We start from the raw sequence: 25819 nt of genomic DNA, 5'->3' as shown, positions 1-25819 counted from the left end.
TCAGTCCTCACGGATACTGCGCAGGGTGAGCACCAGCTCGGGGTGATGGTACTGGACTGCCTCGCAGTATTCGTTAAACGCGTCCTCTGCCTCCTCGTCGTCTCTTGCCCAGAGCTCCAGCTCCAGCGTACCGTCTGCCTGGACAGTATAGGGGCGCTTTCTTCGCAGGATTGCCCTGCCGCTGCCTAAACGGTTCATACCAGCCCTCCTTTCTTTTCTCTCAAGGCCCACTCAGCGTTAAAGCGGGCCACGTCGTTATCGGGATATTCTGCCCGGACAGCTGCCTTCTCCTCATCGGTCAGCGGGGGCAGGAGATTGAAGCCCATGATGTTATCGCTGCCGCCCCCCTGAGTAGAACCATATAGAGAAGACGGTTTATGATTTACAGTATTTATGAATGGTGCAGCCTCTGGTGCGCCCCCGGTGCGGGTCTGCGTCCACACCATGGTGCGGACGCCACTCTTTTCCGCCCTCACCCAGATCTGGGCAAGGCCCGGATCAAAGGGGATCAGGCGGTAATCACCAGCCTCCTGCCCCGTGTGCGGGGTATAGTCGATGCGGCTGTGCTTAACCAGGTGCTTGCGCTGGTGATTGATTTTGAACCGGTCTTTAAGGCCCAGGGCCTGGCCCACCACCGAGTTGGCCACCCGGAAGGTCACAGGCCAGTACCAGTGTCCGTCCTCTGCCAGAATGGCGGCCTTGTTGTTGTAATACATGAGCAGATGCCAGTAGGCCTGGAGGAGCGGGGTGAGCCGGTGCTCCCCCATCCACCGGTAAAAGGCCAGAAGCTCGGTCAGGTAGTTCATCATTCATTCTCCCTGTCTGCCGAACACAGCTGCTCCGCGAAATAGCGCTGTCCCTTCGGGGTCACCATGGGCTTCTGGTAAAGATGCCAGCGCCCATGCCTGTCCCGGATGCTGTTTTCCCGCAGGACGAGCACGCCCAGCTCCATTGCTTTCTGGGTGGGCTGGTTCCAGAAACAGGAGTGGCGGCACAGGTAGCCCTGCTCCCTCAGCCAGGCGTACAGACGGTTCTGCCCCATGCTCTTCTTGTGCCCCCGAAAAATGAGCTTGGCCATGGCCCCCACGCTGATACAGTCCTCAGACACCTGTATGGTCTGGCCGAACAGGGCGTCGGGCAGAATTCTCTGGTAATCGGTCTGGGCTTTTTTCATCTGGTATTCCATGACGTCACAGCGGCGGAACATGCGCTCAAGGTTTTGGGCCAGAATCTCGATGCCCCGGGGATCCTTTTTCAGGGCTTCCAGCTGCCCGGGGTCAATATAGGCGCCGTAGTGGAGGATGGCGGGCAGGATCACGCTGGTCACATAGTGGCGGAAACGGCGGGCCTTGTCCTGTCGGCTGGCCAGAATGAGGGCAAAGAGGCCGCTCTCGTTGATCACCAGCGTCCTGCGTCGGCGGCCGTATTTGTCAGTAACCCCGCGGCTCAGCACGTCCTCGGGCTCCACATGGCGCTTGACGGCCTGTCGGTGGTTCTGGTAGTCCATGGCGTCGCAGACGTCCTTGGCCACAAAATAGACCGTCGGCGAAAGTTCCTGATCTTCGCCCGGGCTCACCAGGGTGCGCACGCGCGCAAATTCCTCACTCTCAAAAACCTTCTGAATCAGGCGGCTTTCGGCGGTTTGGGTTCTGTTTGTATTCTGCATTGTAAAGTTCCTTTCGGAACACCGGTGTTCGTTTGTTTTTTAAGCTTGACCTTATGATACCGCATCCAAAATAATCCTGCTTTTTGCAAAACTGCCATCCAATGCCAAAAACAGGCTCTTTTAAGTAAAATAAACTTCCAAAAAGCTAAAAAAGCCCCTGAAAGGAAAATTTTGTGCTTAATTTAATCTTTTCAGAATCGCGGGCAAACGCATCAGTGATTTGAAGCATCAAAAAAACGCCTCTGGGGCGTCATTGCTTCTGAGTATGAATGATGATGTACTGACCGAACAGGGATACCAACCTTGTGGCACTGGCACGGCCAATCTTGGCCCGGGAATGGGGTGCTCTTCATTCCACGAACACTAGCGGTCAAATCTAATTAACCTATTGAGAAGAAACGAACAGCACCCAACCCGTATCGCCACGATACGGGTTGGATTTTTATAGCTTCTTCTCTATACTTCCTCTGGTGCAGGGACAGGAACCGCTTTCCGGGCTTCAGGCAGTTTCTCGGGGCGGAACAGCTTATCCACATCCACGGCACGCTTGTCAACGGCTGTGCACAGGCCCATGGTGGCCAGGGTGGCGGGCAGGCACAGGTAAATCATATCCGGCACAATGTGCACTGCCGGGAACAGCAGCCACAGCACCATAATGAGCAGATTCACTACCACAGTGGCGGTGCAGGTGCTCTTTCTCAGCAGCCTGGGACAGTAGATGGCCGACAGGAGAATAAAGCAGTAAGGCGTGTAGACCACAATAAGCTGCATCATAAAGCCCAGAATGGAGCGGATATTCAGCGCCGCAAAGGCCCCCAGCACGCCAAAAATCACAATGATGGCCTTGGACATCAGCAGCTGGGTGCGGTCGTCCATATCCGGCCTGATCTGGCGCACGATAATATCCTTGGTCGCCACGGTCGCCAGCCCCATCATGCAGGAGGTGGCTGTGGAGACATCAGCTGCCCAGAGGCCGGCAAGGGTAAATCCCGCGACCCAGGGGTTCAGGTTAGACATGAGCATGGGAAAGGCAAGGCTTGCGCTTTCCAGCTCCGGGAGCGTGGCCGCAGCCATGATCCCGATAAAGGCGCACAGGAAACCAATGGGGACGATCAGGACAGCAGCGATGATGGTTCCATACCTGGCGGCCTTCTCACTTCTGCCTGCCGCCGTGGCCTGGATCAGGCCCTGGTTGGGCGGGGACTGGATGACCATCGAGACCACCCATCCCACGATGATCACCGGGCCCACACCCTCAAACAGGCTGAACCACTGGCTGCCCTGGGGAAGGCTCAGGGTAATGTGCTCCCAGCCGCCACCGCTGTTCAGTGCCGCGATAAAGCCTGCGATCACTCCCAGATAAATCATGACTACATTGATGACATTGGTCAGCGTTGCGCCCATATAGCCCCCAAAGAGGGCAATGGCTGTAAACACCAGGGCCGAGATAATGACCCCGTTTGTCATGTTAAAGTACTGGGGCAGCAGCGCCGTCAGAATCGCGCCGCCTGCAATGGCCTGCAGGGCGTTGATACCAAAGGCTACCACCACCTGAATGACGCTGGACACAATGCCGTCAAAGCGGTTAAACAGGCGGATGAATATCTGGCTGGTGGTGCTGACGCCAGTGCGGCGCAGCTTTTTACACATGAGAAAGGCAAAAGCCAGAATTCCAATGGTCCAGGCAATATTGTACCAGACGGCTGAAAGGCCATTGGTGTAAGCACTTTCGGCGATGCCAATGGTACCAGTGCCGCCGATGGCGGTACCTGCCACCATGGCAGCTACCAAAAGGGTGGGCAGACGATTGCCTGCCAGCAGAAAGCTGCTGGAACCGCCCTTGGCCGACGACAATCTGCCGGACAGCAGGGAAATCCCAATCAGCAGGGCCATATAAACGATAATGATCGCAAAGGAAATATTCATCATGCCTTCCTCTATGCATATGAGCTGTATGCAGCACTTCTATTGAAGCTGCGGCGCGTCGGATTTTTTCTTGCTGGCGGCAAAAATAACAATGGCTGAGATAACGCTGCCGGCAATCAGGCAGACAGCCGCAATCTGCCAGTCGGCCCGGGCCGAGGTCATTCCGAAAAGACCGCGGATAAACTTCAGGATATAGGGTGACAGGAACTGGCCGATGCCTGTGCCGCAGGTGTAAACCGAGATGGCCAGGGCGGCGTATTTGGGACTGGCTGCCGACCCGGCAACCGCCATGGTAATGGCCGGGTTAAAGGTTCCGAAGCCAATGCCGAAGATCACCGCGGCCACCAGCATCACCGGGTAGCTGGGCGCCATGATCAGAATCACAAAGGCGACGCCCACACACAGTGCGCCAAAGGATGCGGCATACTGCTTCAGGAATTTGGACATGGAGCCATAAAGCATTCCAATGACAAAGGAGCCCGCTGTAAAGGTGCTGAGCACAAAGGAGGCCTGCCCGGCGTCACCGAGCTTGTCCGCGCTCATGACCATGGCCACATTGGTCATAAAGCTGAACTGCATAATGTTCAGCAGCGCACAGAGCAGTGCCAGCACATAGGTCATGGTGGTCAGCTTCTTCTCCTGGACCGTTGAGCCGTCAGCAGCTTTCTCCGCTTTCTTAACACCGGTATCCGGCAGTTTAAACCAGATTAAAACCGCGATGGGGATAACCAGGAAAAAACCGAAAAAGGAAAAGCGCCAGTTGTAGGCCGCCAAAAACCCGCCGAGGGACTGAAATACCACTCCGGCAGCAGCGCCGACAGCGCTCTTAAAGCCCATGAGCTTGTTGGCCTGCGTACCCGTAAACAAATCGGTGATAACCGCAGAGGCCATGGGAAATACCATTCCGTAGCCTGCGCCAAAGACCACACGCATGGCAATCATAAAATTCAGATCGCCCACAAAGGCAGAGGGAATCCCGCCCACAAAAATCAGAACCATGGAAATGGTAATGACCTTCTTAATACTCATGACCTGGGTCAGCTTACCGGCTACCAGGGCAAAGATTACCATCATTAAGGACGGTATGGTGGACAGCAGCTTGACTGTTTCCGGCGCAGCAGACGGAAAAGCTTTGGCAATCTCGGCCAGGGCCGGGGTGGTCATGCTGGTGGTATACATCAGCAGGGCGACAGACAGGGCGGCTATTTGCACGCCGGCACCATATTTTTTTTCACTCATTTTAAGTCTCCTCAATTCATTTCTTTTTAATTTCCGGATAAGCTTGAATTATCCATGTTTAATAATAACCGCGTTTAAATTTATTTTAATAATATATTGTTTTCGTAAATCTGTCAACTTTTATTTTCTCTTTCTTTAGTAAATTTTTTATAATTTTATTTAAATTCGCCATTTTTAGCCATTTTAAAAACTTTTATTTCGTAAATCAAAAAATATTTTTCTGAAAACCGTTGACAAATTTCCTGAAAGCGATTATACTTCTCAATAAATCAACCGCGTTTAATTTTTGAAAGTGAGGAAAATTATGACTGAAGCCATTAAGAGATTACAGGAAGAACGTACCGGACTGTTTTCAGACCTGTACCGGGGAAAAACCCCCAGACGCGTCCCCATCCGGGGCGGGCTGACCACCGAAGCCGCCATCGAGTATGCGGGCATGGATATCAAGGAAGCCCAGTGGCACTCCGAAAAAATGATCGACGTGATGCGCTACGCCGCCGAGCGGATCCCTACCGATGTGGCGCCGGTACGGCCCCATACCCTGCGCAATCCCTACAAATACCAGCTGCTGGGCGGCAAGACCATTGTCATGAACGAGGAGGGCTATGCGCAGCACCCCGAAATCTACGGTCTTGAGCCCGGGGAATACCCCCAGTTTATCGAGGACCCTTACAAATGTATGCTGGAAACCATCCTGCCCAGGCTGTACGACGGCCTGAACCAGTCCCCGGTGCAGAATGCGCTGAACCTTGCCAAGGCCTACAAGATGCACAGCGACCAGGCGGCCCAGGGGATTGCCCAGGCCGCCCAGGTCAACGAGGAATTTGGCTTTGCCATTGCCCCTCCCGGCGGCTTTACCGAAGCGCCCTATGATTTTATGGCAGATTTTATCCGATCCTTCAGCGGCACCTCCAAGGATATCCGCAGGCACCCAAGAGAGCTCCTGGCCGCCTGCGAGGCCGTTACCCCCATTATGATCAACCAGGGGCTGGGGCCAGTGCGCACCGTTGACGCCCGCTGCTTCCTGCCCCTGCACATGGCGCCGTTTCTGAATATGAAGCAGTTTGAAAAATTCTACTGGCCTACCTTTAAGAAAACAATCGAAGCCCTCACCGATGCCGGCATGGGCATAGACCTCTTCGTCGAGCAGGACTGGACGCGCTATCTGGACTTCCTGAGAGAACTGCCCGGGCGCATTGTCATGCGCTTTGAATTCGGCGATCCCAAACAAATTAAGGAAAAGCTCGGAGACCGGCACATCATCGCCGGCCTCTACCCCATCGGCCTTTTAAAGACCGAAAGCAAAGAAAAATGTATTGATAAGGCCAAGGAGCTGCTGGACATCTGCGCGCCCGGCGGCGGTTTTATCTTTGACCTGGACAAGGATATCCTGTCCATGAGCAGCGCCAACATCGACAACCTCATCGCCGTGCAGGAGTACGTCCGTGAGCATGGCGCCTACTAAAAATCAGGAGGAAATTATGGAATCACAAGCTTACTACACCACCTGGGAGGACTACGTCAGGGAACATCCCGAAGTCGCCAACGAAAACTACCACGCCGATATCATGCAGGCCTACGAGGAGGGCCTGTATAAGTTTATCATCGGCCTGTTGATTTAAGAAAAGGAGAAATGAATATGAGTGAAGCAATGAAAAAACTACAGGAAGAACGCACCCAGCTGTTTACGGATTTATACACAGGCACTATCCCCAAAAGGATTCCCATCAGCGCCGCCCTGCCCCTCGAGCTGCGGATCGAGTATGCTGGCAAGGATCTGGGACGCACCCAATGGACCCGGGAGGACATGCTCGACATCTATGAAAAATCCTTTGAGCTGACCGCCAGCGACGCCTACCCCTCCAGCTTTGCCACCTACCCGGCCCACCACCACCTGCTGGGTTCCAGATCCTTTATGATGGGCTCCAAGGGCATTATCCAGCACCCCGAAGTCTCAGCCATGCAGCCCGAGGATTATGATGATTTTATCGCCAACCCCTACGACTGTCTGATGGAAAAAATCTTCCCGCGCATTTACCCTGTGCTGGATACCGACCCGGTCAGCCGTTCACTGGCCCTGGCCAAAGCCACAAAGGCCTACTTTGAATACGCCGATTTTTACGCCGGTCTGGACGCACAGCTCATTGACAAATACGGCTTTTTTGCACCGCCTGCCGGCTCCGGCAGCGGCGGCACCACGCCCTTTGACCTTCTGTCCGACATTCTCAGAGGCTTTAAAGGCATTACCATGGACATCAAACGCTGTCCCGAAAAAATCCAGGCCGCCTGCGACGCCATTCTGCCCCTGTCCATTAAAAAAGGCACGCCGGCCAGGCCGTCCCCGCTGGGCGCCAACTTCATCGCCCTGCACATGGCTACCTACCTGCGTACCAAGGATTTTGAAAAATATTACTGGCCCACCTTTTACAAGCTGGTCCACGGCCTGGCCGAAAAGGGACAGACCTGCCTCATCTTCTGCGAGGACAACTGGATGCGCTACCTGGATTACCTCTATGAGCTGCCCCAGGGCACACGTTTCTACTTTGAGTACGGCGATCCCAAGCTCGTCAAGGAAAAGCTCGGCAAAAAACACATTATCTCGGGCTTCTACCCCATTACTTACCTTAAGACAGCCACCAAGGAGCAGTGCATCGACAAGGCCAAAGAGCTCATCGACATTCTGGCGCCAGGCGGCAACTACTTCTTCAATTTTGACAAAAGCCCCTACTCCCTGAACACCATCAACCCGGAAAACTACAAAGCCGTACTGGAATACGTCCGCGATAACGGCACCTACGAAAACGCCGGGCAGCGGGTCTGGGATAAACCCAAAGAAGACACCATCGACCACGTGCTGGCAGACATACCTGAGTTCAGGAGCAAGTACTACACCCCCTATGACACCTTTAAGGAGGACCACCCCGCCCCCAGGGCCGACCTGGACGATGTGGTGGGCCAGAAAATGCAGCAGTACGAAGACATGCTCTTCCACATGCTTATGATGATGTGCTGATAAAAAAAGCAGAGACGGCTCCAGCCGCTCTGCTTTTTTGTTTACAGTACCTTAAAATTTTTCCCGACCGAGATTTCGATCCTATCCACAATCTCCCGTGACCGCTCGATATAGCCCTCGATCACATCATTGCCGATCTTCAGGCTCTGAAGCAGCAGCCGGATTTCTGTTTCCGCCAGATACTCGGATGAGCAGTCCAAAAAGCCCTCGTTTCTGGCCACATGCAGGCCGTGCACAGCTGACAGATTTGCCAGAGCCAGCGCCTTGACATCCACCCTGCTCAGGCCAAGCTTGTGGGCTTTGTTGATATTTTCGATAAAGCCCACAGAGGCGCTCTCTGTTTTCATAAAAATATTGGAATCGCACAGCTCGTGATAAAAACGGTTAAGCCCCTTATTGCGGTTGCAGTTCCGGTTCTGGAGCCGATATTCGATGGCCGTGCGCAAAAACAGATCGCTGTCCGGGAACTGGCTGGCAATGATGTTCTGGGTCTTCACTTTCATGGCCACCATGTACTCATTATAGACCTCAAGGGCCAGGTTGTTCTTGTTGCCAAAATAGTAGGAAACCATGGCCTTATTGGCGCCGGATTCCCTGGCGATCTCCGCCAGCGTAGTTTTTACAAAACCTTTTTCATAAAAAAGCTTTTTGGCGGTCGCGTATATTTTTTCTTTTGTCTCTAAGCCTGTTTTATAATTCGCCACAGATTTTTCCCCTTTTGCAGTTTCTTACCCTATTTTAGCATAAGCGGCTTTAGTTTTGCAGGGATTTTTTAAAACAACCCGTATCGTGGCGATACGGGTTGTTTTTCTCAGCAGGCTCAGCCGCGCTGCTTTCTCCAGACAGCCAGACCCGCAAGGGCGGCCAGCGTCAATACCACTGCCGCGGCTGGTCCCGGTGAAGCTTCAAGGATACCGGTGCTGGCGTTTTTACCAGTCTTATCGGCTGCCTTTTCTCCTGCCGCCAGCTGTGGGCCGTCACTCTTCTGGTCTTCAGAACCGCCCGCAGCTTTAATGGTATACTGAAGGGTCAGCGTATCGCCCGGGGCATAGTCCTGGTCACTATCCCCCAAAAATGCCGCAGCCTTCAGTGTCATGGCTTCATTTATGGCAATGGGGCTTTCATAAAGGGGGCTTTCCCGGGTGGGTTCGCTGCCGTCAGTCGTATAGTAAATCCGCGCGTCCCCGGTAGCACAGCTCAGGCTGACTTTGGTGCCAGCCGCCACCGCGCCAGATTCAACGCTGGCGGTAACTGGGTCTGGCGCTACGGTGTAGGTGCGTGTTTCCTCTTCAGATTTTGTTTCTTCGTCTTCGCCAGCCTGTGTATAGAAGGACAGGGTGGTATTTTTGCTGATAATGATGGGCTGTGTGTACTTTTCATATTCAGCCCGGGCACCCGGTGTCAGGCTGTAATAAATATCCAGCCCCTCTGCCGCGCTCAGGGTGATGGCCGTTCCGGGCCGGACCCTGCCGGTTCCGGTACTGGCCTTGGGGCTGTCTGCCGCGCTGAATCCTGTAAATACCATATCAGCCCCCGGGTTCTCCGGTGTGATGGCATTGTCCTCTGTCTTGGCCCATACAGCCGCGCCGCCGCCGGGCAGCTCCCGGGCTGTGGTGATGGCCGAGCTGTTCTTTAGACTGATTCCATAGTATTTTGCTAGTGAATCCAGGATGATCTGTCCGTCATTCCCCAGGCTGTATAGCCCATCGGACTCCTGAAGGTACAGGGCCATGTTATAATTCTGTATCAGGGCGTTCATATCCGGCACCGCTTTTCCAGCGCCAAGATAACCAATCTTTTCCAGACCCCGCTCCAGTGATTCCCAGGTGCATTCCTTCTGTTCTCCGTCTCCAGAGCTTAAAATGGTCTTGAACACAGCGTCGCCGCCGCCTTCAAGCCCCTGGGTCTGGAAGGACAGGTATCGGCCGAAAAGGTACCACTGGCCGTAGACAGAGCTTGTCTCTTCGGCCAGACCATTGGGGACAAAGTCACCAGCGTAGATAAAGGGAACCGTATATCCATGTGCAGAAATGCCATACTCATCTGCCCCCGTCACATACATTAAAGACGTGTAAACCTGCCCAATCGTTTTGGTTCCATAACCAGCGATGGCTTTAGCGCTCTGGGAAAAAGTCTCATTGAGCCAGGTCTCGCTGTTGCCGCCAGTCTGGGCAAAGTTGATGGCGTGCTGGAGCTCATGGGCCAAAGTGCCGTAAATACTGTTCCAGAGCTCCTCATCATCTCCACCATTGTTAATGTGAACCATATCCATGTCCGCTGTTTCGCCGTTCAGGTCACTCTGTGTAAAATATCCCGCGACACCGCCGGAGATGTCCTGGCAGACAATGGCTGTCTTACCGTCATTGTCCACGTCAATGTTTTCCCAGCTTCCAAAAGCCTCCAGTATCTTATCGTGAATACTGGGGTAACCGCTGTCTCCGGTATCAAAGCGCAATGCAATGGCTTCAGCTGTTTTGGGCGTAATATTTTCTGTTTCTTCCCCAACAACACCCCAGACCGTGCAGGTACTGCCAATGTGCAGGGCTTTGATCGTAATTTCCTCCACCATCTGTTCTCCGGTTTCAGGATCTATCCCTGTCATCGCAATGATTTTCTGAGTATCCCCTACCCGATATTCTTTTTTCTCATTCTGTGAAGTTGCTGCCTCAGCCGCCGCCAGATCGGCCTGGTTAGCGTCCTCATACAGGCGCACCTCTGTCGGTGTTTCCGACAACGCGCCGTTCTCAGAAAAAGGCATGATCCCATTCTCTGCCGCCGCCAGCACAGGGGCTGCGGGCAGGCCGGTGGCCTGCTTGATTCCAAGCTCACTGTTATCGCTGATGGTCCGGTTCATGTTGGTCGCCATGACCACATTGCCCGTGTAAGGAGCTTCCCGGTCTGCTCTGGTGCTGTCTGCCGCCAAAGCCGGCGCCGTAGTGCCAAAAACCAACAGCAGGGACAACAGCATACTTATCCATTTCTTTTTCATTTTTTCCTCCATTAATATTTATTAAGTCGCTATATATTATTATAACCGATCTCGCCGCCTGAAACACGACCGTTTAAATCATCGGGAATAAAAATTGAACGGTCCTATAAAAAAAGGATACTGTATCACCAGTATCCTTCATTCACGTTCACAATGCCATTCAAAGCGTATCGCCGCGATACGGTTCGGACAAGCCTCTCAGACCGGTCCCCAGTATTTTTCTTCAAAGGCCTCCGGTGAGATGGGCCTTGAGATATAATAGCCCTGGATGCTGTCTGCGTTTAAGGCGCAGACAGCCCTCAGCTCGTCCTGCTCCTCAACGCCCTCCACACATACGGTAATGCCCACACTGTGGCACAGCTTGATAACCGATGCGATAAAGGAACGATTAAACACATTCTCATCCCTGTCGATGGCCTCGATAAACAGCCGGTCAATCTTGACAATATCCGCTGGTGACTGGGACAGCATCCCCAGCGAGGAGTAGCCTGTGCCAAAGTCGTCCATGGCGATCTGGATGCGCATGCCGCGCAGATGCCTGAAGATTTCCTTGAGGCCGCCCATATCCGTTACAAAGCAGCTCTCCGTAAGCTCAAGCACAACATGCCGGGAATCCAGCCCGTTTTCTTTCAGGGTCCTTTCCACGTGCCCGGCAAAGGATTCGTCCAGCATCTGGAGGTAGGAAATATTGACGTTCATGATAAAATCCGGCTCTCGGGCCGACCACTTTTTACAGGTTTTGACTGCCTGCTCCAGCACCCATTTGCCCACAGGCACAATGAGCCCGCTGGATTCTAAAAGCGGGATGAACTCATCCGGCGTCACCTCGCCAAAGGGCTCGCCGGACCACCGCAGCAGCGCCTCGGCGCCCGCCAGGCCCAGATCCTTTGAGTGGGCAAAGGGCTGGTAAACCAGGCGAAAACCCTCCATGCCGTTCACCACACTCAGCTGCAGCCGGCTGGTCAGCTCCATTGCCCGCAGCTTTGAGCGCATCAGCGCCGGCGTGTAAGCCGTCATGATATTTTTCCCCTTGGTCTTGGAGGCTTCAAGGGCACTGGACGCGCACTTGATCAGATCCGGGTAGTTCTGGCTGTCCCGCCCCAGCAGGGTCATGCCCGCAGACACCGTGCAAAAATATTCCCGGCCATCCAGAGTGTGTACCCGGTTGCTGTAGGCGTGCAGCCGTTTATAAACAGCCTCCAGCTCCTCCTCACCTGCACCGGGGCAGACCACGGCAAACTCGTCCCCGTCAAACCGGTACATGCTGGCGCCCGGTGGCAACAGCTGCTGGACTGTCTGAGCAAACTGCCGCAACACTCCGTCACCGAAAAGATGGCTGTTAAGGTCGTTAATCCGCATAAAATCATCCAGCCCCAGCAGCATCAGGCCGCCGGGCTTTTCTGTTTCCTTGTCCAGCAGTTCGCTGATCTCCTTCTCACATTCCCTGTAGGTAAAAAGGCCGGTGGTGTAGTCAATTTTACCCATTTTCCCAAGGTCTGTCACCACCCCCGCAAACATGGCCGGCTGGTTTTTATCGTCCTTCTGCAGAACGCCCCGGCAGAGCACCCATATATACTCGCCTTTGCGGTTGCGCACCTGGTATTCCACATGGTGAATGTCTGTATCGCCCCTCAGCATTTCATCAATGCTCTCGTTGTAGCGGGGACGGTCCTTTTCATGGACCAGCTCTCCCCACAAGGGCACCAGTCCCTTAAACTGCCGGCCGGGCAGTTCAAAGTCCCTTTCCATGTTCGGAGAAACCAGGGCCATGTCGGTATTCATGTCCACAATATAGACGTAATCATCCGTACTTCGGATGATCGCGCTGTAAAAAAGGGCAGGATCAACCGTAAATGTTTCAAAAAAATTGTCTGACTGTGCCATAATCATTTGATCCCCTCTAAAAAATGTACTGCTTCTGCAACTATTTTTCCAAGCCTGTCGGGCGTTCCCATATAACGCTCACAGGACTTTCCCCAGCCCACCTGACTTTTCTAAATCTCATTTAATCTATTATATCAGACGTGATCAAGATTCGCAATAAAAGCCTTACAATTCAAAGGGTATCGCGGCGATACGGGTTGAAACCCCACCCCATATCATTAACCACCGGAAAATCCGGTGGTATGAACCGGCCCTGAAAGGGGATTTTGCTGTGGTGCCCTTCCGGGCTCTGAAGATTTGACAACCATAGCGCTTTTACAGGCGGCCCCTCAAAGGGGCTTTTTTCTATTTGCCTATTTCACCGATTCACCCGTAAACGGGTCAGTATATTCCTTCATGCTTATTTGGTCGCTTAATTTATCTTCCGATAATTGTTGCTGTATGTACTCTTTGATTCTTTTCTCATTTTTTCCAACAGTGTCCACAGAATATCCTCTCGCCCAAAACTTGCGATTTCCGTATTTGTATTTCAAATGCGCATGTCGATCAAATATCATTAAGGTTCATTTGCTTTTTAAATATCCCATAAAGTTCGATACGCTGTATTTCGGTGGAATTTCTACTAACATATGGATATGATCCGGACATGCTTCGGCTTCAATGATTTCGATCCCTGGCTTTCTTTCGATTAAAGTTCTCAATATTTGCCCAATAACTCTTTTTAATTTGTTGTAGATTATCATTCTCTTATATTTGGGGATCATAATGATGTGATATTTGCAATGATATACTGTATGTGATAAACTATTTTTGTCTTTCATAAAGACTTACCTCCTATTTGGATTTTAAGTATGGCTGCCAAACCTTACCTTATTTTCCCCTTCATAGGAGGTTTTTTGAACCCTCGCTTTAAGCTTTTCCGGACCACTTGCATAGCAAGTGGTTTTCTTTACAATAAAAACAACCCGTATCGCCACGATACGGGTTGTTTTTTTATGTTAAATATTTTACCATTTCTGAGCCGCCCAGCCTTTACGTCCAAAATGCCTGAATGGTCTGTTATCTCAGCTTAAACCGGCCGGCAAGCCCTCTGAGCAGCTGTGACTGCGCTGATAATTCTTCACTGGCGGCAGCACTTTCTTCCGCTGTGGCAGAGTTTGACTGCACCACTTCTGAGATTTGGGCGATGCTCTCATTTATCTGGATAATTGATTCTGTCTGCATTGTAGACGCCTCTGAAATCTCATTGACCCTGCAAGCGACATTATTAACATTCTCTACTGATATCACAAGGGCTTTGGCCGTTTCATCGGCAATCAGGGTTCCTTTTTCCACTGCCGCCACCGCATTCTGAATTAACTGCGCTGTGCTCTTTGACGCTTCCGCAGACTTAGCGGCAAGATTTCGAACTTCATCGGCAACTGCACCAAATCCTTTTCCGGCTTCCCCGGCACGCGCCGCTTCAACGGCGGCATTCAAGGAAAGAATATTGGTTTGAAAGGCAATATTCTCAATTGTTTTAATGATTTTTCTGATCGCGCCGGATGTTTCATTTATATCCTTCATCGCACTGATCATATCCAGCATTTTCTGATTGCTCGCTGTCATTTCTTCCTCAACACGCCTTGCTTCCAGCCTTGCCTGCATGGCGTTATCCTCATTATTTTTTACCTGGCAGGAAACCATGGCAATTGCATCCCCCACTTCCTCGATGGAAGCCGCCTGCTCCGACGCGCCCCGGGACAGCTCCTGCGCTCCGAAGGAAACCTGCTCAGAGCCTGACGCAACCTGCTCAGCACTTTCATTGAGCCGCCTCAATGTATCATTGAGCGCTTCTGTCAATGTCATAATGCTGTGCTGCAAATCCGCAAAATTCCCCTGATATTCAGCCTTTGTATTGACTGTCAGGTTCCCCTTAGACAACTCTGCCATAACATACCCAAAGTCCTGAATATAAAATCTCAGATCATTGATGGTTGCGCGCATACTGTCTGCAAGGCGGCCCAGCTCATCGCCTGACTGATAAGATATGTCCGTATCCAGCTTGCCAGCCGAGATGTCCGCAGCTGCTTTCTCAAGCTCAGTTACAGGCTTACAGATACCATCAGCAATATAAACTCCCAGAGCAACCGCCAAAACAATACTGACCCCCGCGACCACACACACTACAGCAATGGCTGTAAACACAAAGGTATTTCCCTGCTCCACCATCGTTTTTGCATTCTTTCCTGCTGTCTCTGATATTTGTGATAAAAGATCCCCCATTTTATCAAGCAGTGGCACATATTTTTCATTTACGAGCTTTGCGGCTTCGGTCTTTTTATTTTCCCTTGTGAGTTCAAATATCTGGTCACGATAAGGAATTGCCTCTTCCAATACATTTTCAACCTGGCTTACCAGCTCAATATCTCCGCGGAATCTTTCCCGGATGATTGGAAAAGTACCTCGCATTAACGCGAGTTCCTGCTCGGCCTGCTCAATCAGCTGTTCGGTCGCCGCCTGGTCTGTCTCCAGAATCGACTGCATAATGTCTGCCCGGGCTGCCTGCATTGACCGGCGGGCCTTCCACGCCTCGACGGTCACAGTATAGTTGTTGTGATAGAAATTCGTGAGATTCGTCCCCACCTTTTGCAGCATAAACAGAGCAATAACGCTGGCAATTAACAAAAGAATGATGATTATGCCATATGAAATTAACATTCTCGCCCTGATTTTTATATTCCTAAACATATCTTCCCCCCTGTTTCTTATTGTATGGTTTTAATTGTTTCGCTCAACGCAGGATTGTAACCGCCGAGATCACAACTCATACCTATACCATAACGCTAATATATAGACATGGAAATATCCTCTGCCTGTTTTGAGTCTCTGAGGCAGCCTGATAACAAACCTTTTTACATTATGCTACATTTCTAAAAAATCATCGTTTCAGAACAGACTATCGTTTCAGATTATTTTAAAAGGAACTTAAATAATGGTTTTAAATTCAATGACCCATTAGTATTGACCACATATTGACCACATAATTTTTCTTATGTAGTATTTTTAAAAAAATTTCTGGAAATATATTTTTTAATTATACATGTTTTTATCCAAACGTGCAAGTATATCAGTATTCAAATACTAAAACTTTTATTTTTTAATAGGTTAAAGGTACAAGCAGAATCAATTTCACCCTTTTTACTATAATTATTTTCGCTTAATCTATTTTGCTTTCTTTAAATTTTTTCCTGTAATTTTAATGACTACATAAGAAAAATTATGTAATAATCAACTCAAGTCGCCCGATTTGTTTTGCATGCGTTTCACCGCTTTCTACCGTATATATTCGAGTTGTATTAACATTTGTATGCCCCAAAATATCCGCAAGACGGGACAGGTCCTTTTCCATCGAATAGTATCTTCTGGCAAATAAATGGCGCAGATTATGCGGGAAAACCTTTCCAGGTTTAACGCCTGCTCTTTTACACAAGGCTTTCATGTCCCTCCAAATATTAGAACGGTTCAGCGCTCTTCCATTTTTAGTAATAAAAACAGACCCCGTCCTTATTTTCTGTTTTCGGATATACTTTTTCAGGAGACGGCACAGCTTGTCTGTTATAAAAACCATACGCCGCTTTCCTTTACAGTTTACCTCTGCCCAACCTGTATAAACAGCCTCTACCGTAATATACTGAAGCTCTGATACACGTATCCCCGTCGCGCAAATCGTTTGGAGCAAGAGTGACAGACGCTCGTTTCCCTTCTTACTCGCTTCTTTCACCAATTTAGCATATTCACTCTGTGTCAACTCTTTCTCAGGCTTTGAAAAAACACCGCGCTGGATTTTCAAGAATCTCACTTTATATTCCGGGTAACCTGCCCAGTTTAAAAAGCTGTTTGCAGCGGCTAACATAGAATTGACACTGGAAGCAGCATACCCTACCACCAAACTTTCCTTCCAAGCCAACACCCGCTCTTTCGTAACCGCTCTGTCACCCACAAAGTAAAAGAATGCTCGCAGATCGCGCGCATATTTTTCGATGGTGTTAATGCTTCGTTCTTCCTGCCGAAGATACTCTTCAAATTCCCGAAGAATACCGGCGGATAAACAAAGTGGTGTAATATCCTGTATTAATTTCATTTAATATCCCTCATCTTTCAGTTTCTATCTCATATTGTACTCGAAAAAAGATCGGGATGGTAAATTATTTTACATCTCCCAAATCTCACGCAGCCCCGACAGCACCCTTTTGGCCCGCTCGTAGTTCAGCTCATTCTGGCTGCCGCTCTGGTAGGTTTTAATCACAAAATCACCTGCGAGATAAATACTGCCTTTGCCAGTCTGCAGGTCCATATCTTCATCAAAAAAATGGAAATTATAAAAACTGTAGGCGTCGTCATAATTTCGTCGGTTGTTTGTAAACTTGACGCTCACGCGTGTTTTTACCGGCACCATCAATGCGCCTGCACCTGCCAGATAAGGGTAGTCCTTCTCCATACTCAGCCACTCTGCCATATACTGGCGGTACATGGTTTCGCTCAGACACCGTGTCCGCATCATTCTCTTAATGTAATCCCGGGGGCCGACCCCGTCGGCCAGACAGCTGATTGCGCGCCCTTCATCCAGATAGTGGATACGGCTGTTATTGCCATAATCATCATAAACCGCTTCTATAAAAAGTATGTTCTTACTTCTCAAAGCTTTGCCAGCAGCTTCACTTGTCCTCTTCATGATTTTTCTCCCTTAAATTTTGATAATAAAAAAACAGAAAGCATTTAAGCCTTCTGTTCCAGTGGGTGACAGCAATTCCCCATTCGACAGCACGTCTATTAAATTTTAGATTTTTTCTATTTTGGGGTTTATATGGAACTTGTTTCCCCCTTATAAAATATAAAATATTTTATTTTTACTAAATTTTCTTAAGTATATCGTATACAGGAAGAATTGTCAACAAGTTTTTTTATAAAAATAATATTTATCTTTTCTTCTTTTAGTAAATTACATAAAAACAACCCGTATCGCGGCGATACGGGTTGTCCTATAATTATGCGGCAATGCCTTTTTCTTCTGCATCAGCCTTCTGGGCCACCTTGTACTCAGCCAGGCGGTCCCGCCAGACACTGCCGGCGTTCTGGATACCCAGGAGATCCGGATCAAAGACAGGTTCCAGCCCCAGTTTTTTCTGGCGCTCGTAATCCTTGAAGATTGCCAGACCCTGATTACTTAAAATCAGCACTGCAATCACATTAAGCCAGGTCATGAGTCCACAGCCGATGTCCCCCATGGTCCACACTACAGACACAGCCTGCAGACAGCCCTGAAACGCCGCCAGGATAAAGATCCCCCGGAACACATACAGGAAGGGCTTGTTGCTCTTCATCCAGGCTTTGGTTTCATGAAAAACGTACACCAGGTTGCTTTCGGCATAATAGTAATAGGCCAGGAGGGCAATGAAAGCAAAAAGCAGGATGGAGACAGCGATAAAAGGTGCTCCGAAGCCTGGAAAGATGGTGTCAATGGCCCCATGCACATAAGCGACGCCGTATTCCTTGCCGGGCATGCCCTCAAACAGGAAGCCGCCGGCCGGGCCGACCACATTGTAACAGCCCGTCAGCAGGATCATAAAAGCCGAGGTGGTGCAGACCAGGATGGTGCCCGCGTAAACGCTCAGGCAGGAGGCCAGCCCCTGTTTTACCGGGTGTGATACATCGGCAGAGCCTGCCATGATGGCCGAGGTTCCCTGCCCCGCCTCGTTGGCAAATACGCCGCGCATGACCCCCTTGGAAAGGGCCACGCCGGCCAGCGCGCCAAAAACCGGCTGGACACTGAAGGCAGACTGGACAATCATCATAAACACGCCAGGCACCTTGCTGATGTTCGCCCCGATGATGATAAAGGAGACCAGCAGATAGGCACAGGCCATAAAGGGCGAAACCTTTTCCGCGACAGCCGAGATGCGTTTCACACCGCCGAAGATACAAATTCCGACCACCACCGCCAGCACAATGGCAATGATAAGGGTATTCCAGCCAAAGGCCTGGTTCAGGCTTGAGGTAATGTTGTAGGACTGGACGCCCGGCATCAGGATGCCTGGCGCCAGAATGGTGACCAGGGCAAAGGCCTTGGCGTACCATTTTTTACCGATTCCCTTTTCGATATAGTAGGCCGGGCCGCCTCTGAACTCGCCATTGACCGTAATCTTATAAGCCTGGGCCAGGGTAGACTCGATGAGGGCGATGGCCGTTCCAAACAGCGCCACTACCCAGAGCCAGAAAATGGCGCCGGGGCCGCCCAGGGCAATGGCGGTGGCCATGCCAGCGATGTTGCCCACGCCCACACGGCCAGCGGCGGTCATGATAAAGGCGCGGAGACCGGAGACCCCCTCATCGGTGCCCTTGCCCTTGTTGTCACCCAGCAGCCGGAACATCTCCTTGATGAGCCGCAGCTGAGGAAATTTCATCCGCACCGAAAAATAGATGCCGGCGCCCAGAATCAGGATAATCAGCGGAATACTCCAGACCACATCGTTGACACTTGTTACAATACTCTCTAACATAATTTTCCCTCTCGTTTACTGGCAAAGCCGCTGTCATTTTTCCATACAGCGGCTGTCAGCTCTTCTCTACTGATTAATCCTCAAAATAGCCGGCCGGGTACAGCGGGTATCTGGAAATCAATGCCCGGGCCTGTGCCTTACAGGCGTCCAGATTCGCCCTGTTTTCAGGGTCCTTTGCGACCTTGTCCATAATCTCAGCAATTTCTTTGATGGCGTCCTCCTCCAGGCCGCGCTGGGCGGTGGAGGTCAGCCCGATTCTTACGCCGCTGCACACAAAGGGGCTTTCCTCGTCAAAGGGAATCATGTTCTTATTCACCGTAATGCCCACGTATTCCAGCGCCTGCTCAAAACTCTTTCCTGTCAGGCTTTTTGGTCTTAAATCAACCATGACGATATGGTTGTCAGTGCCGCCGCTGATGATGCGGAAGCCGTAGCTCTGAAGCTCCTCAGCCAGGGTTTTGGCGTTGCGGACAACACGTTCCATGATTTCCCTGAACGCTGGTGTGCCGATATATTTGAAGGAATAGGCCTTGGCGGCAATGGTGTTCAGATGGATGGAGCCCAGAGTCCCCGGGAATACGGATTTGTTCAGAGCCTTTTCGTATTCCTTCTTGCAGAAGACCATACCGGCGCGCGGGCCGCAGAAGGTTTTGGTGGTGGAGGAGGAGACAAAATCGCAGTGCGGGATCGGGCTTGGGATAACCTTGGCCCCGACCAGGCCCGCGATGTGAGCCATGTCGTTCATCAAAATCGCGCCGCAGTTCTTGGCGATCTTGGCCATGCGCTCATAGTCGATGAGTCTCGGGTAAGAGCTGGCGCCGGTGATTAAAAGCTTTGGCTTATAGGCCATGGCCTGATCCTCCAGAGCGTCATAGTCGATGATCTCGGTCTCCTTATCAACCCCGTAAAAGTCATATTCATAAACCTTTCGCAGGAAATTTACCGGGGAGCCATGGGTCAGATGGCCGCCCTGGTCCAGGCGCATGCTCAAGATTTTATCGCCTGGGTTCAGCACTGCGTTAAATACGCAGTAGTTAGCGGTTGATCCGGAGTAGGGCTGTAAATTAACATACTCGGCGCCGTAAAGCTCCAGCGCGCGGCGGCAGGCCAGGCTTTCAATGGCGTCCGCCTGTTCGGAGCCAGCCTGGAAGCGGTTTCCCGGCTGCCCTTCTTCAGTCTTGTTGGTGAAGACACAGCCACTCAGCTCCATAACTGGCGTGGGCGCGGTGCTCTCAGACGCGATCATTTCGATGTTGTGCTCCTGACGGTCAAGCTCTGCCTCTACGATGGAATAGACTTCCGGGTCCAGTACCCTTGTTGTTTTTAACATTTCAATACCTCACTTTGTTCTCTGTGTTTGTTTTCGATGATCTCATTCTAACACGATTACAAAGTACGATCTATGAAGAGAATTGTCGGTTTCCTGATCATTTTTATCCAGTTGATATAAAAATAGCTGTCACCATAATATTGTGACAGCTTATGTTTTTTATTTTTTCAGATAATCTGACGGCATGTGCCCGGTCTGCTCCTTGAACTTTTTATAAAAATAATTTACATTCTCATAGCCTGCCTGTTTGGCCACCTCCTGTATACTGTAGGATCCGTTCTTCAGCAGGTCGACCGCATGCTCAATCCGGATTTTATTCACATAGCTGATGAGGTTGGTATCCACATAGCGCTTAAACTGTTTGGACAGGTAGCTGGCCGTTACGTGAAACTGCTCCGACAGCAGCTGTAGCTCAATCTTATCGCTGAAATGGGTGTGGATGTACTCCAGCACCTGATTGACCAGATCATTGCCTGTAAAATTCCATCCCACAGACCGGAGCAGGGCCTGGGTAAACTGCTCGTACTCGATGGGCTTGAGGATGATGTCCCTGGCGCCCATGCGCAGGGCCCGCTGGGCATACTCGAAGGACTCGTAAGCGGTGATGACCACAATCTTTACATCCATCTGAAGGGCCTCCAGAGCTTCCATGACCTCAAAGCCGTCCATGAGGGGCATCTTGATGTCCAGAAAAACCAGATCCGGCTCCTTTTTGCGGATCATCTGCAGAGCGCTCTCTCCGTCAAGGGCAATGCCCTCAACCTGAAGCGGCAGCTTCTCCCGCTCAATAAAATGCTGTATAATCTTTGAAACGGCCTTTTCATCGTCCGCGATAACCACTTTAATCATCGTTCTCCACTTCTTTCTGATATGAGTAGGGTAATTCCAGAATAATCCATGTCCCAATGCGCTCATCGGAATACACATTCATTGAAAAATCCGGGCCGAAGCGCATTTTCAGCTTGGCGTAGATCAGCGACAGGCCATGCTCGCTGCCCGAGGGCAGGCTGTCGTTTATACGGTTCAGGGTGCCGTAATCAATGACCGCGCCGTTGTTATAAATGGAAATCAGCACCTTGCTGCCGCTGGGCTGCGCGGTGATGGACAGCCGTCTTTTCAGGTTGTTGGTGTCAAAGCCGTGGGTGAAGGCATTCTCGGCGATGGGCTGCAGAAAGTTAAAGGGCACCAGCCAGTCGTCGAGCTGGGCATTGATTTTGATGTCAACCTGAAGGCTGTCCTCGTAGCGCAGCTTCTGGAGCTTCAGGTAGGTTTTCAGGTAGGCCGCCTCATGGCTGAAGGGCACAAACTGCTCCTTGGTCTTGGTGGTGTAGCGGAACATCTTGGACAGGTCGATGATGGCATCGTACAGCTCCTCGGCGTCCTTATCCAGCGCCATGCCCGCCATGCAGTTCAGGGTGTTGAACAGGAAATGGTGGTTGATGCGCAGGTCGGTCACGATATTCTGGGCGGCCTTGAGGTTTTTCTCCAGGCGTTTGCTGTATTGCTGGGCGTCGTCAATATCCCGCTCCTTGGCCTCCAGCACCCTGCGGGCATCACTGAACACGCAGAAACTCACAATATGCTCGGCAATCCTCCTGAGCAGCATGCGGATGCTCAGGGCTGTGCTCTCCGGCGTATCGTACAGCTCCTCGGTGCGGTCGCTGGTCTTGCCCTCGCTTTTCATGGTGGACAGCAGGATATAACCGCCCTGAATCACACCGATGCACCGGTTTTCATGCACGATGGGCTGCTGGTACAGGGTCAGGCCGTAGGGGCAGACAAACTGGCGGTATTCCCAGGGCTCGCTCAGGTTTGACTGCCCCATGCCGCGGCAGGGACAGCCACTGTTGGCCAGCGGGTTGCAGTGCTCTGTGCAATAATCCGGAAAACAGCTGGTCTGCAGCACCGTCTTGCCCGCAGTGTCGTAGATGGTCAGGGGCAGGTTGAGCGGGTCGATGGACTGCTGGCGCACGCCCTCCACAGCCGCGTACAGGGTATCGTCTGACGGCGCTCCCAGGTTTACCAGGGTATCGATGGAGATCTCCTCTGCGCCGTATACGGGGTTGGAGACCAGCAGCTCCCTTATCTGCCCGTCGGTGGGGTTGTAAACCTCATGGGAGCTTCCGGCCTCCATATAGAAGATCTGCCCGGGCTCAGGCTCGATGCGCTCACCGTTGATGTAGTAAATGCCCCTGCCCTGCAGCACGTAAAGCAGCTGCTCCTGCCCGTAATGCACATGCTCGGCCAGATGTCTGCCGGGCTCGATCACCACAATGCCAATATTCATATTTTGTCTTGGGTTATTCTCTGTCTTGACATGTTTCCAGTCTATATAACCCCACTCCATTACCTGAACCGCCATACCAATCCCTCCTTTGCTGAAGATTATATCATATCTGTTCTCCCTTATTTTTGTCCTTTTCTTTAACAAATTTGCCCAATCAAAAAAAGCCGCCCGCAGGCAGCCCTTTTTTACCGCTCCATCATCTCACCGCAGGTAGTGGCGTACCTTAAGCGATGCGCCGGATTCCTCCGCGATCCGCAGGCAGGCGGTCTGGCCCTCCTCGCTCATGGTGTCGATAATGGTCATATAGACCTTGGCAAAACGCGCGGCGTTTTTCGCGAAGCGGAGCATGTGCTCAAAGGCGTCCTCTGCCTGGGGGCGGCACAGGGCGTTGTATTCCTCTGCGTCTGGCGCATTCAGGCTCACAGATACCACGTCCACCAGGCCGGCCAGCCAGGGGGTGACATCCTCACCGTACAGGGTGTCGGCCAGGCCGTTGGTGTTCAGCCGGACTGCCACGCCGTATTCCTGCTTCAGCACCCGCGCGATCGCAAGAATGTCCTTCAGGCGGCAGGTCGGCTCTCCGTAGCCGCAAAAGACGACCTCGTCATACTTTGCCATATCCCGCGCGCGGATATCGGATAGAATTTCCTCCACTGTCGGCTCCCGCTCAAGCCACAGCTCGTCCATACGGCTGGCCTCCTCCTCCCGGTTAAACCGGTGGCAGAACACGCAGCGGTTATTGCAGCGGTTGGTGGCGTTCACGTACAGTGCATTTTTATCTTTATAGGCCGTACTCTCTGTTTCATAGGTAATGACCATGTAAGCTTCACTCCTGTCTTTGATGTTAAAATTATACCATTTTACGGCTAAGGTTCCTATGATCAAATATGTCAGAACATGGATCATTTTTGACATTTTTTAACCATACCCTATAGCATGTACCCTGAATTTCGGCCGCAACGCAAAAATCAACCCGTATCGCCGCGATACGGGTTGATTGATAAAACCGCTTACTGCTGTCCGAAATCCAGACGAATATCGCCGTTGTTATTGTTGATGACAAAGCGGCTGGTACCGCTCTGGTTTTCATCCCGGACTGCCTCTTCATATTTTGCGCCGTCGACCTCAACCTTGCCCAGGCTGGTGCTCAGCTGGTAGCCGGCTGTCTCCCGGGGGATACTGGTCTTGATGTTCACGTCGCCCAGATGGGCCGTCACGTTGATCGCTCCCTCAATGGCGCCGCTCAGGCTGATCTTGCCGTTGTCGTTTTTAAACTGGCCGCCCTTGATGTTTAACCCCTCGCCGATAATATCGCCAAGGTGGTCTTCCGCGGTCAGCATGGTATAGGTGCTGTCTGTCAGGGTGATTTTTCCATTGTCGTTTTTAATGCTTCCCTCATCGGCGCGGATATTGGCCGCCTTTATTTTCCCGAGATGGTTCTCTACTGTAAAGCTTTTGGACTCAACATCACTCACGTCCAGATCACCATTGTCCAGCTTTATATACACGCTGTCTGCTTTGACAGAGGCCATGTCCACACTGCCCAGATGGTTCTGAAGCGACAGTGCCTTAAAGGCCCTGGGGCCGTTAAACTGGATCTTGCCATTATCCACCTTGGCGTCCAGAGACTGGCCTGTTTCCTTTTTGTCCAGGTAAACCTTGATTTTTGAATTGCCGTAAAGGTTGCCGACGCCCATAAAAACCACGCGGTTTTCTTCCTGGCTCTTGCTGGTGATGGTGGTGGTGTTCCCGTCCTGATGGATCTCAGGCTTTGCAGAGTCCTCATAGTAGACGGCCTCAATGGCGTTTTCATCGGCCAGGATTATTTCCAGGTCTGCCAGTGAAAAATCAATGTCAAGGTTCTCTATTTTACCGGGGATCTTCTGGTATTCCAGCTTTTTCTCCTCATATTTCATCACATGGATTCCCTTGCCGTCGATATAGGTGGAGGTCATGCCGCCGAGGAGCATGCCGACCCCAGCGAGCAAAAGTCCGCCGGCTGTCAGAATCCCGCCAATTTTCAAGAGCTTTTTCGAATCGAATTTCATGCGTTTTTCCTCCATTCCAAAATAGCTTCCGCCATCCGTTTAAAGCCATTGATGACCCAGGGGATGAGCCGGTACATGCCCACGCCCAGCAAAATGCCGAGCCCGAGGGCAAAGGCGCCGCTGCCCACATAAAACACGGTGGCTTCCGGGCTCTGGAAGATCAGAACCAGCCCGATCACCATCCAGAGAAAGCCGCCTAAAACCAGAGCCGCCGCTGTCACCACAAAGGCGAACAGGAAACTGAAAACCACGACCATCAGCACAAATACCAAAGCCGCGGCCACAATGACCAGCGGCAGGGCAATGGGGGCCGCGAAGATGGATAAGATCACAACCAGCACCACAGGCATTTTCTTTTTCTCCTGCTCATTTCCCTTCAGGGCATACTCGCTGCGCAGCTGCGCGGCCAGCTTGGCCGGCGAGCCCAGCTCTCCGATGACCCTGTCCTCATTTTCCGGTCCGGCGTCATCAAAATATTCATTATAATACACCAGGGCGTTTTCCATTTCATCCCTTGGCAGCTTTCTCAAGTGCTTTTCCAGCGCTGCCATATACTCTTCACGATTCATTCTCGCCACCTCCTATCAGAAGCGAATCTATTTTTTCCTTGTAAATATCCCACTCTTCCCGGTATTCTTCCAACTTGGCCCTTCCGCTTTCCGTAATGGCGTAATAGCGGCGATTACGCCCCTGAAAGGGCTTATCGTAGGTGGCCAGGTGCTTTTCCTTTTGCAGACGCCTGAGCACCGGGTAAAGGGTGGATTCTGAAATATCCAGCACACTCTTAACCCGCTGTGTCAGGCTGTAGCCGTAAGCGTCCTCCTCTGAGAGCACAGCCAGCACACAGGCGTCCAGAAGTGCGGAGCCTAATTGAAAAATCATCCTCGCATCTCCTTTC

The 25819-nt window shown here is 51.4% G+C and carries 22 protein-coding genes and 1 pseudogene; 3 read left to right on the top strand and 20 right to left on the bottom strand.

What is annotated here, in order from left to right; translation table 11 throughout:
• The 5 genes from B2M23_RS12130 to B2M23_RS12110 form a co-directional block, all read right to left on the bottom strand.
• On the bottom strand, positions 1-198 hold the full coding sequence (locus tag B2M23_RS12130; RefSeq protein WP_038352153.1) for a hypothetical protein: 198 nt from the start codon (positions 196-198) through the stop codon (positions 1-3).
• Positions 195-809, bottom strand: a complete 615-nt coding sequence (locus B2M23_RS12125; protein ID WP_341455922.1) for a restriction endonuclease subunit S — start codon at positions 807-809, stop codon at positions 195-197. The genes B2M23_RS12130 and B2M23_RS12125 overlap by 4 nt, the downstream gene beginning before the upstream one ends.
• Complete coding sequence (locus tag B2M23_RS12120) at positions 806-1666, bottom strand: phage antirepressor KilAC domain-containing protein (protein ID WP_038352155.1); 861 nt, start codon at positions 1664-1666, stop codon at positions 806-808. The genes B2M23_RS12125 and B2M23_RS12120 overlap by 4 nt, the downstream gene beginning before the upstream one ends.
• 456 nt (positions 1667-2122) lie before the next feature.
• Entirely contained in the window at positions 2123-3595 is a 1473-nt protein-coding gene (locus B2M23_RS12115; protein WP_081571209.1) for a sodium:solute symporter family protein, read from the bottom strand.
• A 36-nt stretch (positions 3596-3631) separates the two neighbouring features.
• Positions 3632-4831: an MFS transporter gene (locus B2M23_RS12110; protein ID WP_038352156.1), complete on the bottom strand. Its 1200-nt coding sequence runs from the start codon at positions 4829-4831 to the stop codon at positions 3632-3634.
• Positions 4832-5135: 304 nt separating this feature from the next.
• Between B2M23_RS12110 and B2M23_RS12105 the strand changes: the two genes are divergently transcribed.
• Genes B2M23_RS12105 through B2M23_RS12100 form a run of 3 tightly spaced genes read left to right on the top strand, consistent with a single transcriptional unit; the run spans position 5136 to position 7844 of the window.
• On the top strand, positions 5136-6296 hold the full coding sequence (locus B2M23_RS12105; RefSeq protein ID WP_038352157.1) for a uroporphyrinogen decarboxylase family protein: 1161 nt from the start codon (positions 5136-5138) through the stop codon (positions 6294-6296).
• Positions 6297-6312: 16 nt separating this feature from the next.
• Positions 6313-6453 (top strand): hypothetical protein, encoded by a 141-nt coding sequence (locus tag B2M23_RS21240; protein ID WP_167617891.1) that lies wholly within the window; start codon positions 6313-6315, stop codon positions 6451-6453.
• A 17-nt stretch (positions 6454-6470) separates the two neighbouring features.
• Positions 6471-7844, top strand: a complete 1374-nt coding sequence (locus tag B2M23_RS12100) for a uroporphyrinogen decarboxylase/cobalamine-independent methonine synthase family protein (RefSeq protein ID WP_052237218.1) — start codon at positions 6471-6473, stop codon at positions 7842-7844.
• Between the two features lie 41 nt (positions 7845-7885).
• Here B2M23_RS12100 and B2M23_RS12095 read toward each other — a convergent pair whose 3' ends face one another.
• From B2M23_RS12095 to B2M23_RS12025, 15 genes and pseudogenes are all read right to left on the bottom strand, one after another.
• Positions 7886-8548, bottom strand: coding sequence for a TetR/AcrR family transcriptional regulator (locus tag B2M23_RS12095; RefSeq protein ID WP_038352159.1), 663 nt, complete (start codon positions 8546-8548; stop codon positions 7886-7888).
• A 116-nt stretch (positions 8549-8664) separates the two neighbouring features.
• A complete protein-coding gene (locus B2M23_RS21450; RefSeq protein WP_038352160.1) occupies positions 8665-10833 on the bottom strand; it encodes a chitobiase/beta-hexosaminidase C-terminal domain-containing protein in 2169 nt (722 codons plus the stop codon).
• A 198-nt stretch (positions 10834-11031) separates the two neighbouring features.
• The gene (locus B2M23_RS12085) at positions 11032-12723 is read right to left on the bottom strand and encodes a bifunctional diguanylate cyclase/phosphodiesterase (protein WP_052237219.1); all 1692 of its coding nucleotides are present in this window, start codon (positions 12721-12723) and stop codon (positions 11032-11034) included.
• A gap of 347 nt (positions 12724-13070) precedes the next feature.
• Positions 13071-13538, bottom strand: a pseudogene (gene tnpA / locus B2M23_RS12080) (IS200/IS605 family transposase).
• Positions 13539-13776: 238 nt separating this feature from the next.
• On the bottom strand, positions 13777-15447 hold the full coding sequence (locus tag B2M23_RS12075) for a methyl-accepting chemotaxis protein (RefSeq protein ID WP_038352161.1): 1671 nt from the start codon (positions 15445-15447) through the stop codon (positions 13777-13779).
• Between the two features lie 529 nt (positions 15448-15976).
• The gene (locus tag B2M23_RS12070; protein WP_038352162.1) at positions 15977-16840 is read right to left on the bottom strand and encodes a tyrosine-type recombinase/integrase; all 864 of its coding nucleotides are present in this window, start codon (positions 16838-16840) and stop codon (positions 15977-15979) included.
• 69 nt (positions 16841-16909) lie between these two features.
• Positions 16910-17431 (bottom strand): hypothetical protein, encoded by a 522-nt coding sequence (locus B2M23_RS12065; protein ID WP_038352163.1) that lies wholly within the window; start codon positions 17429-17431, stop codon positions 16910-16912.
• A gap of 313 nt (positions 17432-17744) precedes the next feature.
• Positions 17745-19256, bottom strand: coding sequence for an alanine/glycine:cation symporter family protein (locus B2M23_RS12060; protein ID WP_038352164.1), 1512 nt, complete (start codon positions 19254-19256; stop codon positions 17745-17747).
• Between the two features lie 73 nt (positions 19257-19329).
• Complete coding sequence (locus B2M23_RS12055) at positions 19330-20586, bottom strand: serine hydroxymethyltransferase (RefSeq protein ID WP_038352165.1); 1257 nt, start codon at positions 20584-20586, stop codon at positions 19330-19332.
• A 159-nt stretch (positions 20587-20745) separates the two neighbouring features.
• Positions 20746-21435 carry a response regulator transcription factor gene (locus B2M23_RS12050; protein WP_038352166.1) on the bottom strand — a complete coding sequence of 230 codons (690 nt, stop codon included), beginning with the start codon at positions 21433-21435 and terminating at the stop codon, positions 20746-20748.
• Complete coding sequence (locus B2M23_RS12045; protein ID WP_038352167.1) at positions 21428-22948, bottom strand: histidine kinase; 1521 nt, start codon at positions 22946-22948, stop codon at positions 21428-21430. Before B2M23_RS12045 ends, B2M23_RS12050 begins: the two co-directional genes overlap by 8 nt.
• A 126-nt stretch (positions 22949-23074) precedes the next feature.
• Positions 23075-23788 carry a TatD family nuclease-associated radical SAM protein gene (locus tag B2M23_RS12040; RefSeq protein WP_242945795.1) on the bottom strand — a complete coding sequence of 238 codons (714 nt, stop codon included), beginning with the start codon at positions 23786-23788 and terminating at the stop codon, positions 23075-23077.
• A 95-nt stretch (positions 23789-23883) separates the two neighbouring features.
• Positions 23884-24921 carry a DUF4097 family beta strand repeat-containing protein gene (locus B2M23_RS12035; RefSeq protein ID WP_038352168.1) on the bottom strand — a complete coding sequence of 346 codons (1038 nt, stop codon included), beginning with the start codon at positions 24919-24921 and terminating at the stop codon, positions 23884-23886.
• Entirely contained in the window at positions 24918-25490 is a 573-nt protein-coding gene (locus B2M23_RS12030; protein WP_052237221.1) for a DUF1700 domain-containing protein, read from the bottom strand. Before B2M23_RS12030 ends, B2M23_RS12035 begins: the two co-directional genes overlap by 4 nt.
• On the bottom strand, positions 25480-25803 hold the full coding sequence (locus tag B2M23_RS12025; protein WP_038352169.1) for a PadR family transcriptional regulator: 324 nt from the start codon (positions 25801-25803) through the stop codon (positions 25480-25482). The genes B2M23_RS12030 and B2M23_RS12025 overlap by 11 nt, the downstream gene beginning before the upstream one ends.
• Between the last annotated feature and the right edge of the window lie 16 nt (positions 25804-25819).

The sequence above is a fragment of the Eubacterium limosum genome (genome assembly GCF_000807675.2).
Classification (GTDB): Bacteria; Bacillota; Clostridia; order Eubacteriales; family Eubacteriaceae; genus Eubacterium; species Eubacterium limosum.
This window is presented reverse-complemented; position numbering and strand designations above follow the sequence as displayed.

Excerpts from the sequence above, each read along its gene's own strand:
- B2M23_RS12075 (WP_038352161.1), bottom strand. The coding sequence starts at position 15,447 with ATGTTTAGGAATATAAAAATCAGGGCGAGAATGTTAATTTCATATGGC.
- B2M23_RS12115 (WP_081571209.1), bottom strand. The coding sequence starts at position 3,595 with ATGATGAATATTTCCTTTGCGATCATTATCGTTTATATGGCCCTGCTG.
- B2M23_RS12045 (WP_038352167.1), bottom strand. The coding sequence starts at position 22,948 with ATGGCGGTTCAGGTAATGGAGTGGGGTTATATAGACTGGAAACATGTC.
- B2M23_RS12130 (WP_038352153.1), bottom strand. The coding sequence starts at position 198 with ATGAACCGTTTAGGCAGCGGCAGGGCAATCCTGCGAAGAAAGCGCCCC.
- B2M23_RS21450 (WP_038352160.1), bottom strand. The coding sequence starts at position 10,833 with ATGAAAAAGAAATGGATAAGTATGCTGTTGTCCCTGCTGTTGGTTTTT.
- B2M23_RS12040 (WP_242945795.1), bottom strand. The coding sequence starts at position 23,788 with ATGTCAAAAATGATCCATGTTCTGACATATTTGATCATAGGAACCTTA.
- B2M23_RS12120 (WP_038352155.1), bottom strand. The coding sequence starts at position 1,666 with ATGCAGAATACAAACAGAACCCAAACCGCCGAAAGCCGCCTGATTCAG.
- B2M23_RS12025 (WP_038352169.1), bottom strand. The coding sequence starts at position 25,803 with ATGATTTTTCAATTAGGCTCCGCACTTCTGGACGCCTGTGTGCTGGCT.
- B2M23_RS12065 (WP_038352163.1), bottom strand. The coding sequence starts at position 17,431 with ATGAAGAGGACAAGTGAAGCTGCTGGCAAAGCTTTGAGAAGTAAGAAC.
- B2M23_RS12055 (WP_038352165.1), bottom strand. The coding sequence starts at position 20,586 with ATGTTAAAAACAACAAGGGTACTGGACCCGGAAGTCTATTCCATCGTA.
- B2M23_RS12070 (WP_038352162.1), bottom strand. The coding sequence starts at position 16,840 with ATGAAATTAATACAGGATATTACACCACTTTGTTTATCCGCCGGTATT.
- B2M23_RS12035 (WP_038352168.1), bottom strand. The coding sequence starts at position 24,921 with ATGAAATTCGATTCGAAAAAGCTCTTGAAAATTGGCGGGATTCTGACA.
- B2M23_RS12050 (WP_038352166.1), bottom strand. The coding sequence starts at position 21,435 with ATGATTAAAGTGGTTATCGCGGACGATGAAAAGGCCGTTTCAAAGATT.
- B2M23_RS12060 (WP_038352164.1), bottom strand. The coding sequence starts at position 19,256 with ATGTTAGAGAGTATTGTAACAAGTGTCAACGATGTGGTCTGGAGTATT.
- B2M23_RS21240 (WP_167617891.1), top strand. The coding sequence starts at position 6,313 with ATGGAATCACAAGCTTACTACACCACCTGGGAGGACTACGTCAGGGAA.
- B2M23_RS12085 (WP_052237219.1), bottom strand. The coding sequence starts at position 12,723 with ATGATTATGGCACAGTCAGACAATTTTTTTGAAACATTTACGGTTGAT.
- B2M23_RS12110 (WP_038352156.1), bottom strand. The coding sequence starts at position 4,831 with ATGAGTGAAAAAAAATATGGTGCCGGCGTGCAAATAGCCGCCCTGTCT.
- B2M23_RS12030 (WP_052237221.1), bottom strand. The coding sequence starts at position 25,490 with ATGAATCGTGAAGAGTATATGGCAGCGCTGGAAAAGCACTTGAGAAAG.
- B2M23_RS12105 (WP_038352157.1), top strand. The coding sequence starts at position 5,136 with ATGACTGAAGCCATTAAGAGATTACAGGAAGAACGTACCGGACTGTTT.
- B2M23_RS12100 (WP_052237218.1), top strand. The coding sequence starts at position 6,471 with ATGAGTGAAGCAATGAAAAAACTACAGGAAGAACGCACCCAGCTGTTT.
- B2M23_RS12125 (WP_341455922.1), bottom strand. The coding sequence starts at position 809 with ATGATGAACTACCTGACCGAGCTTCTGGCCTTTTACCGGTGGATGGGG.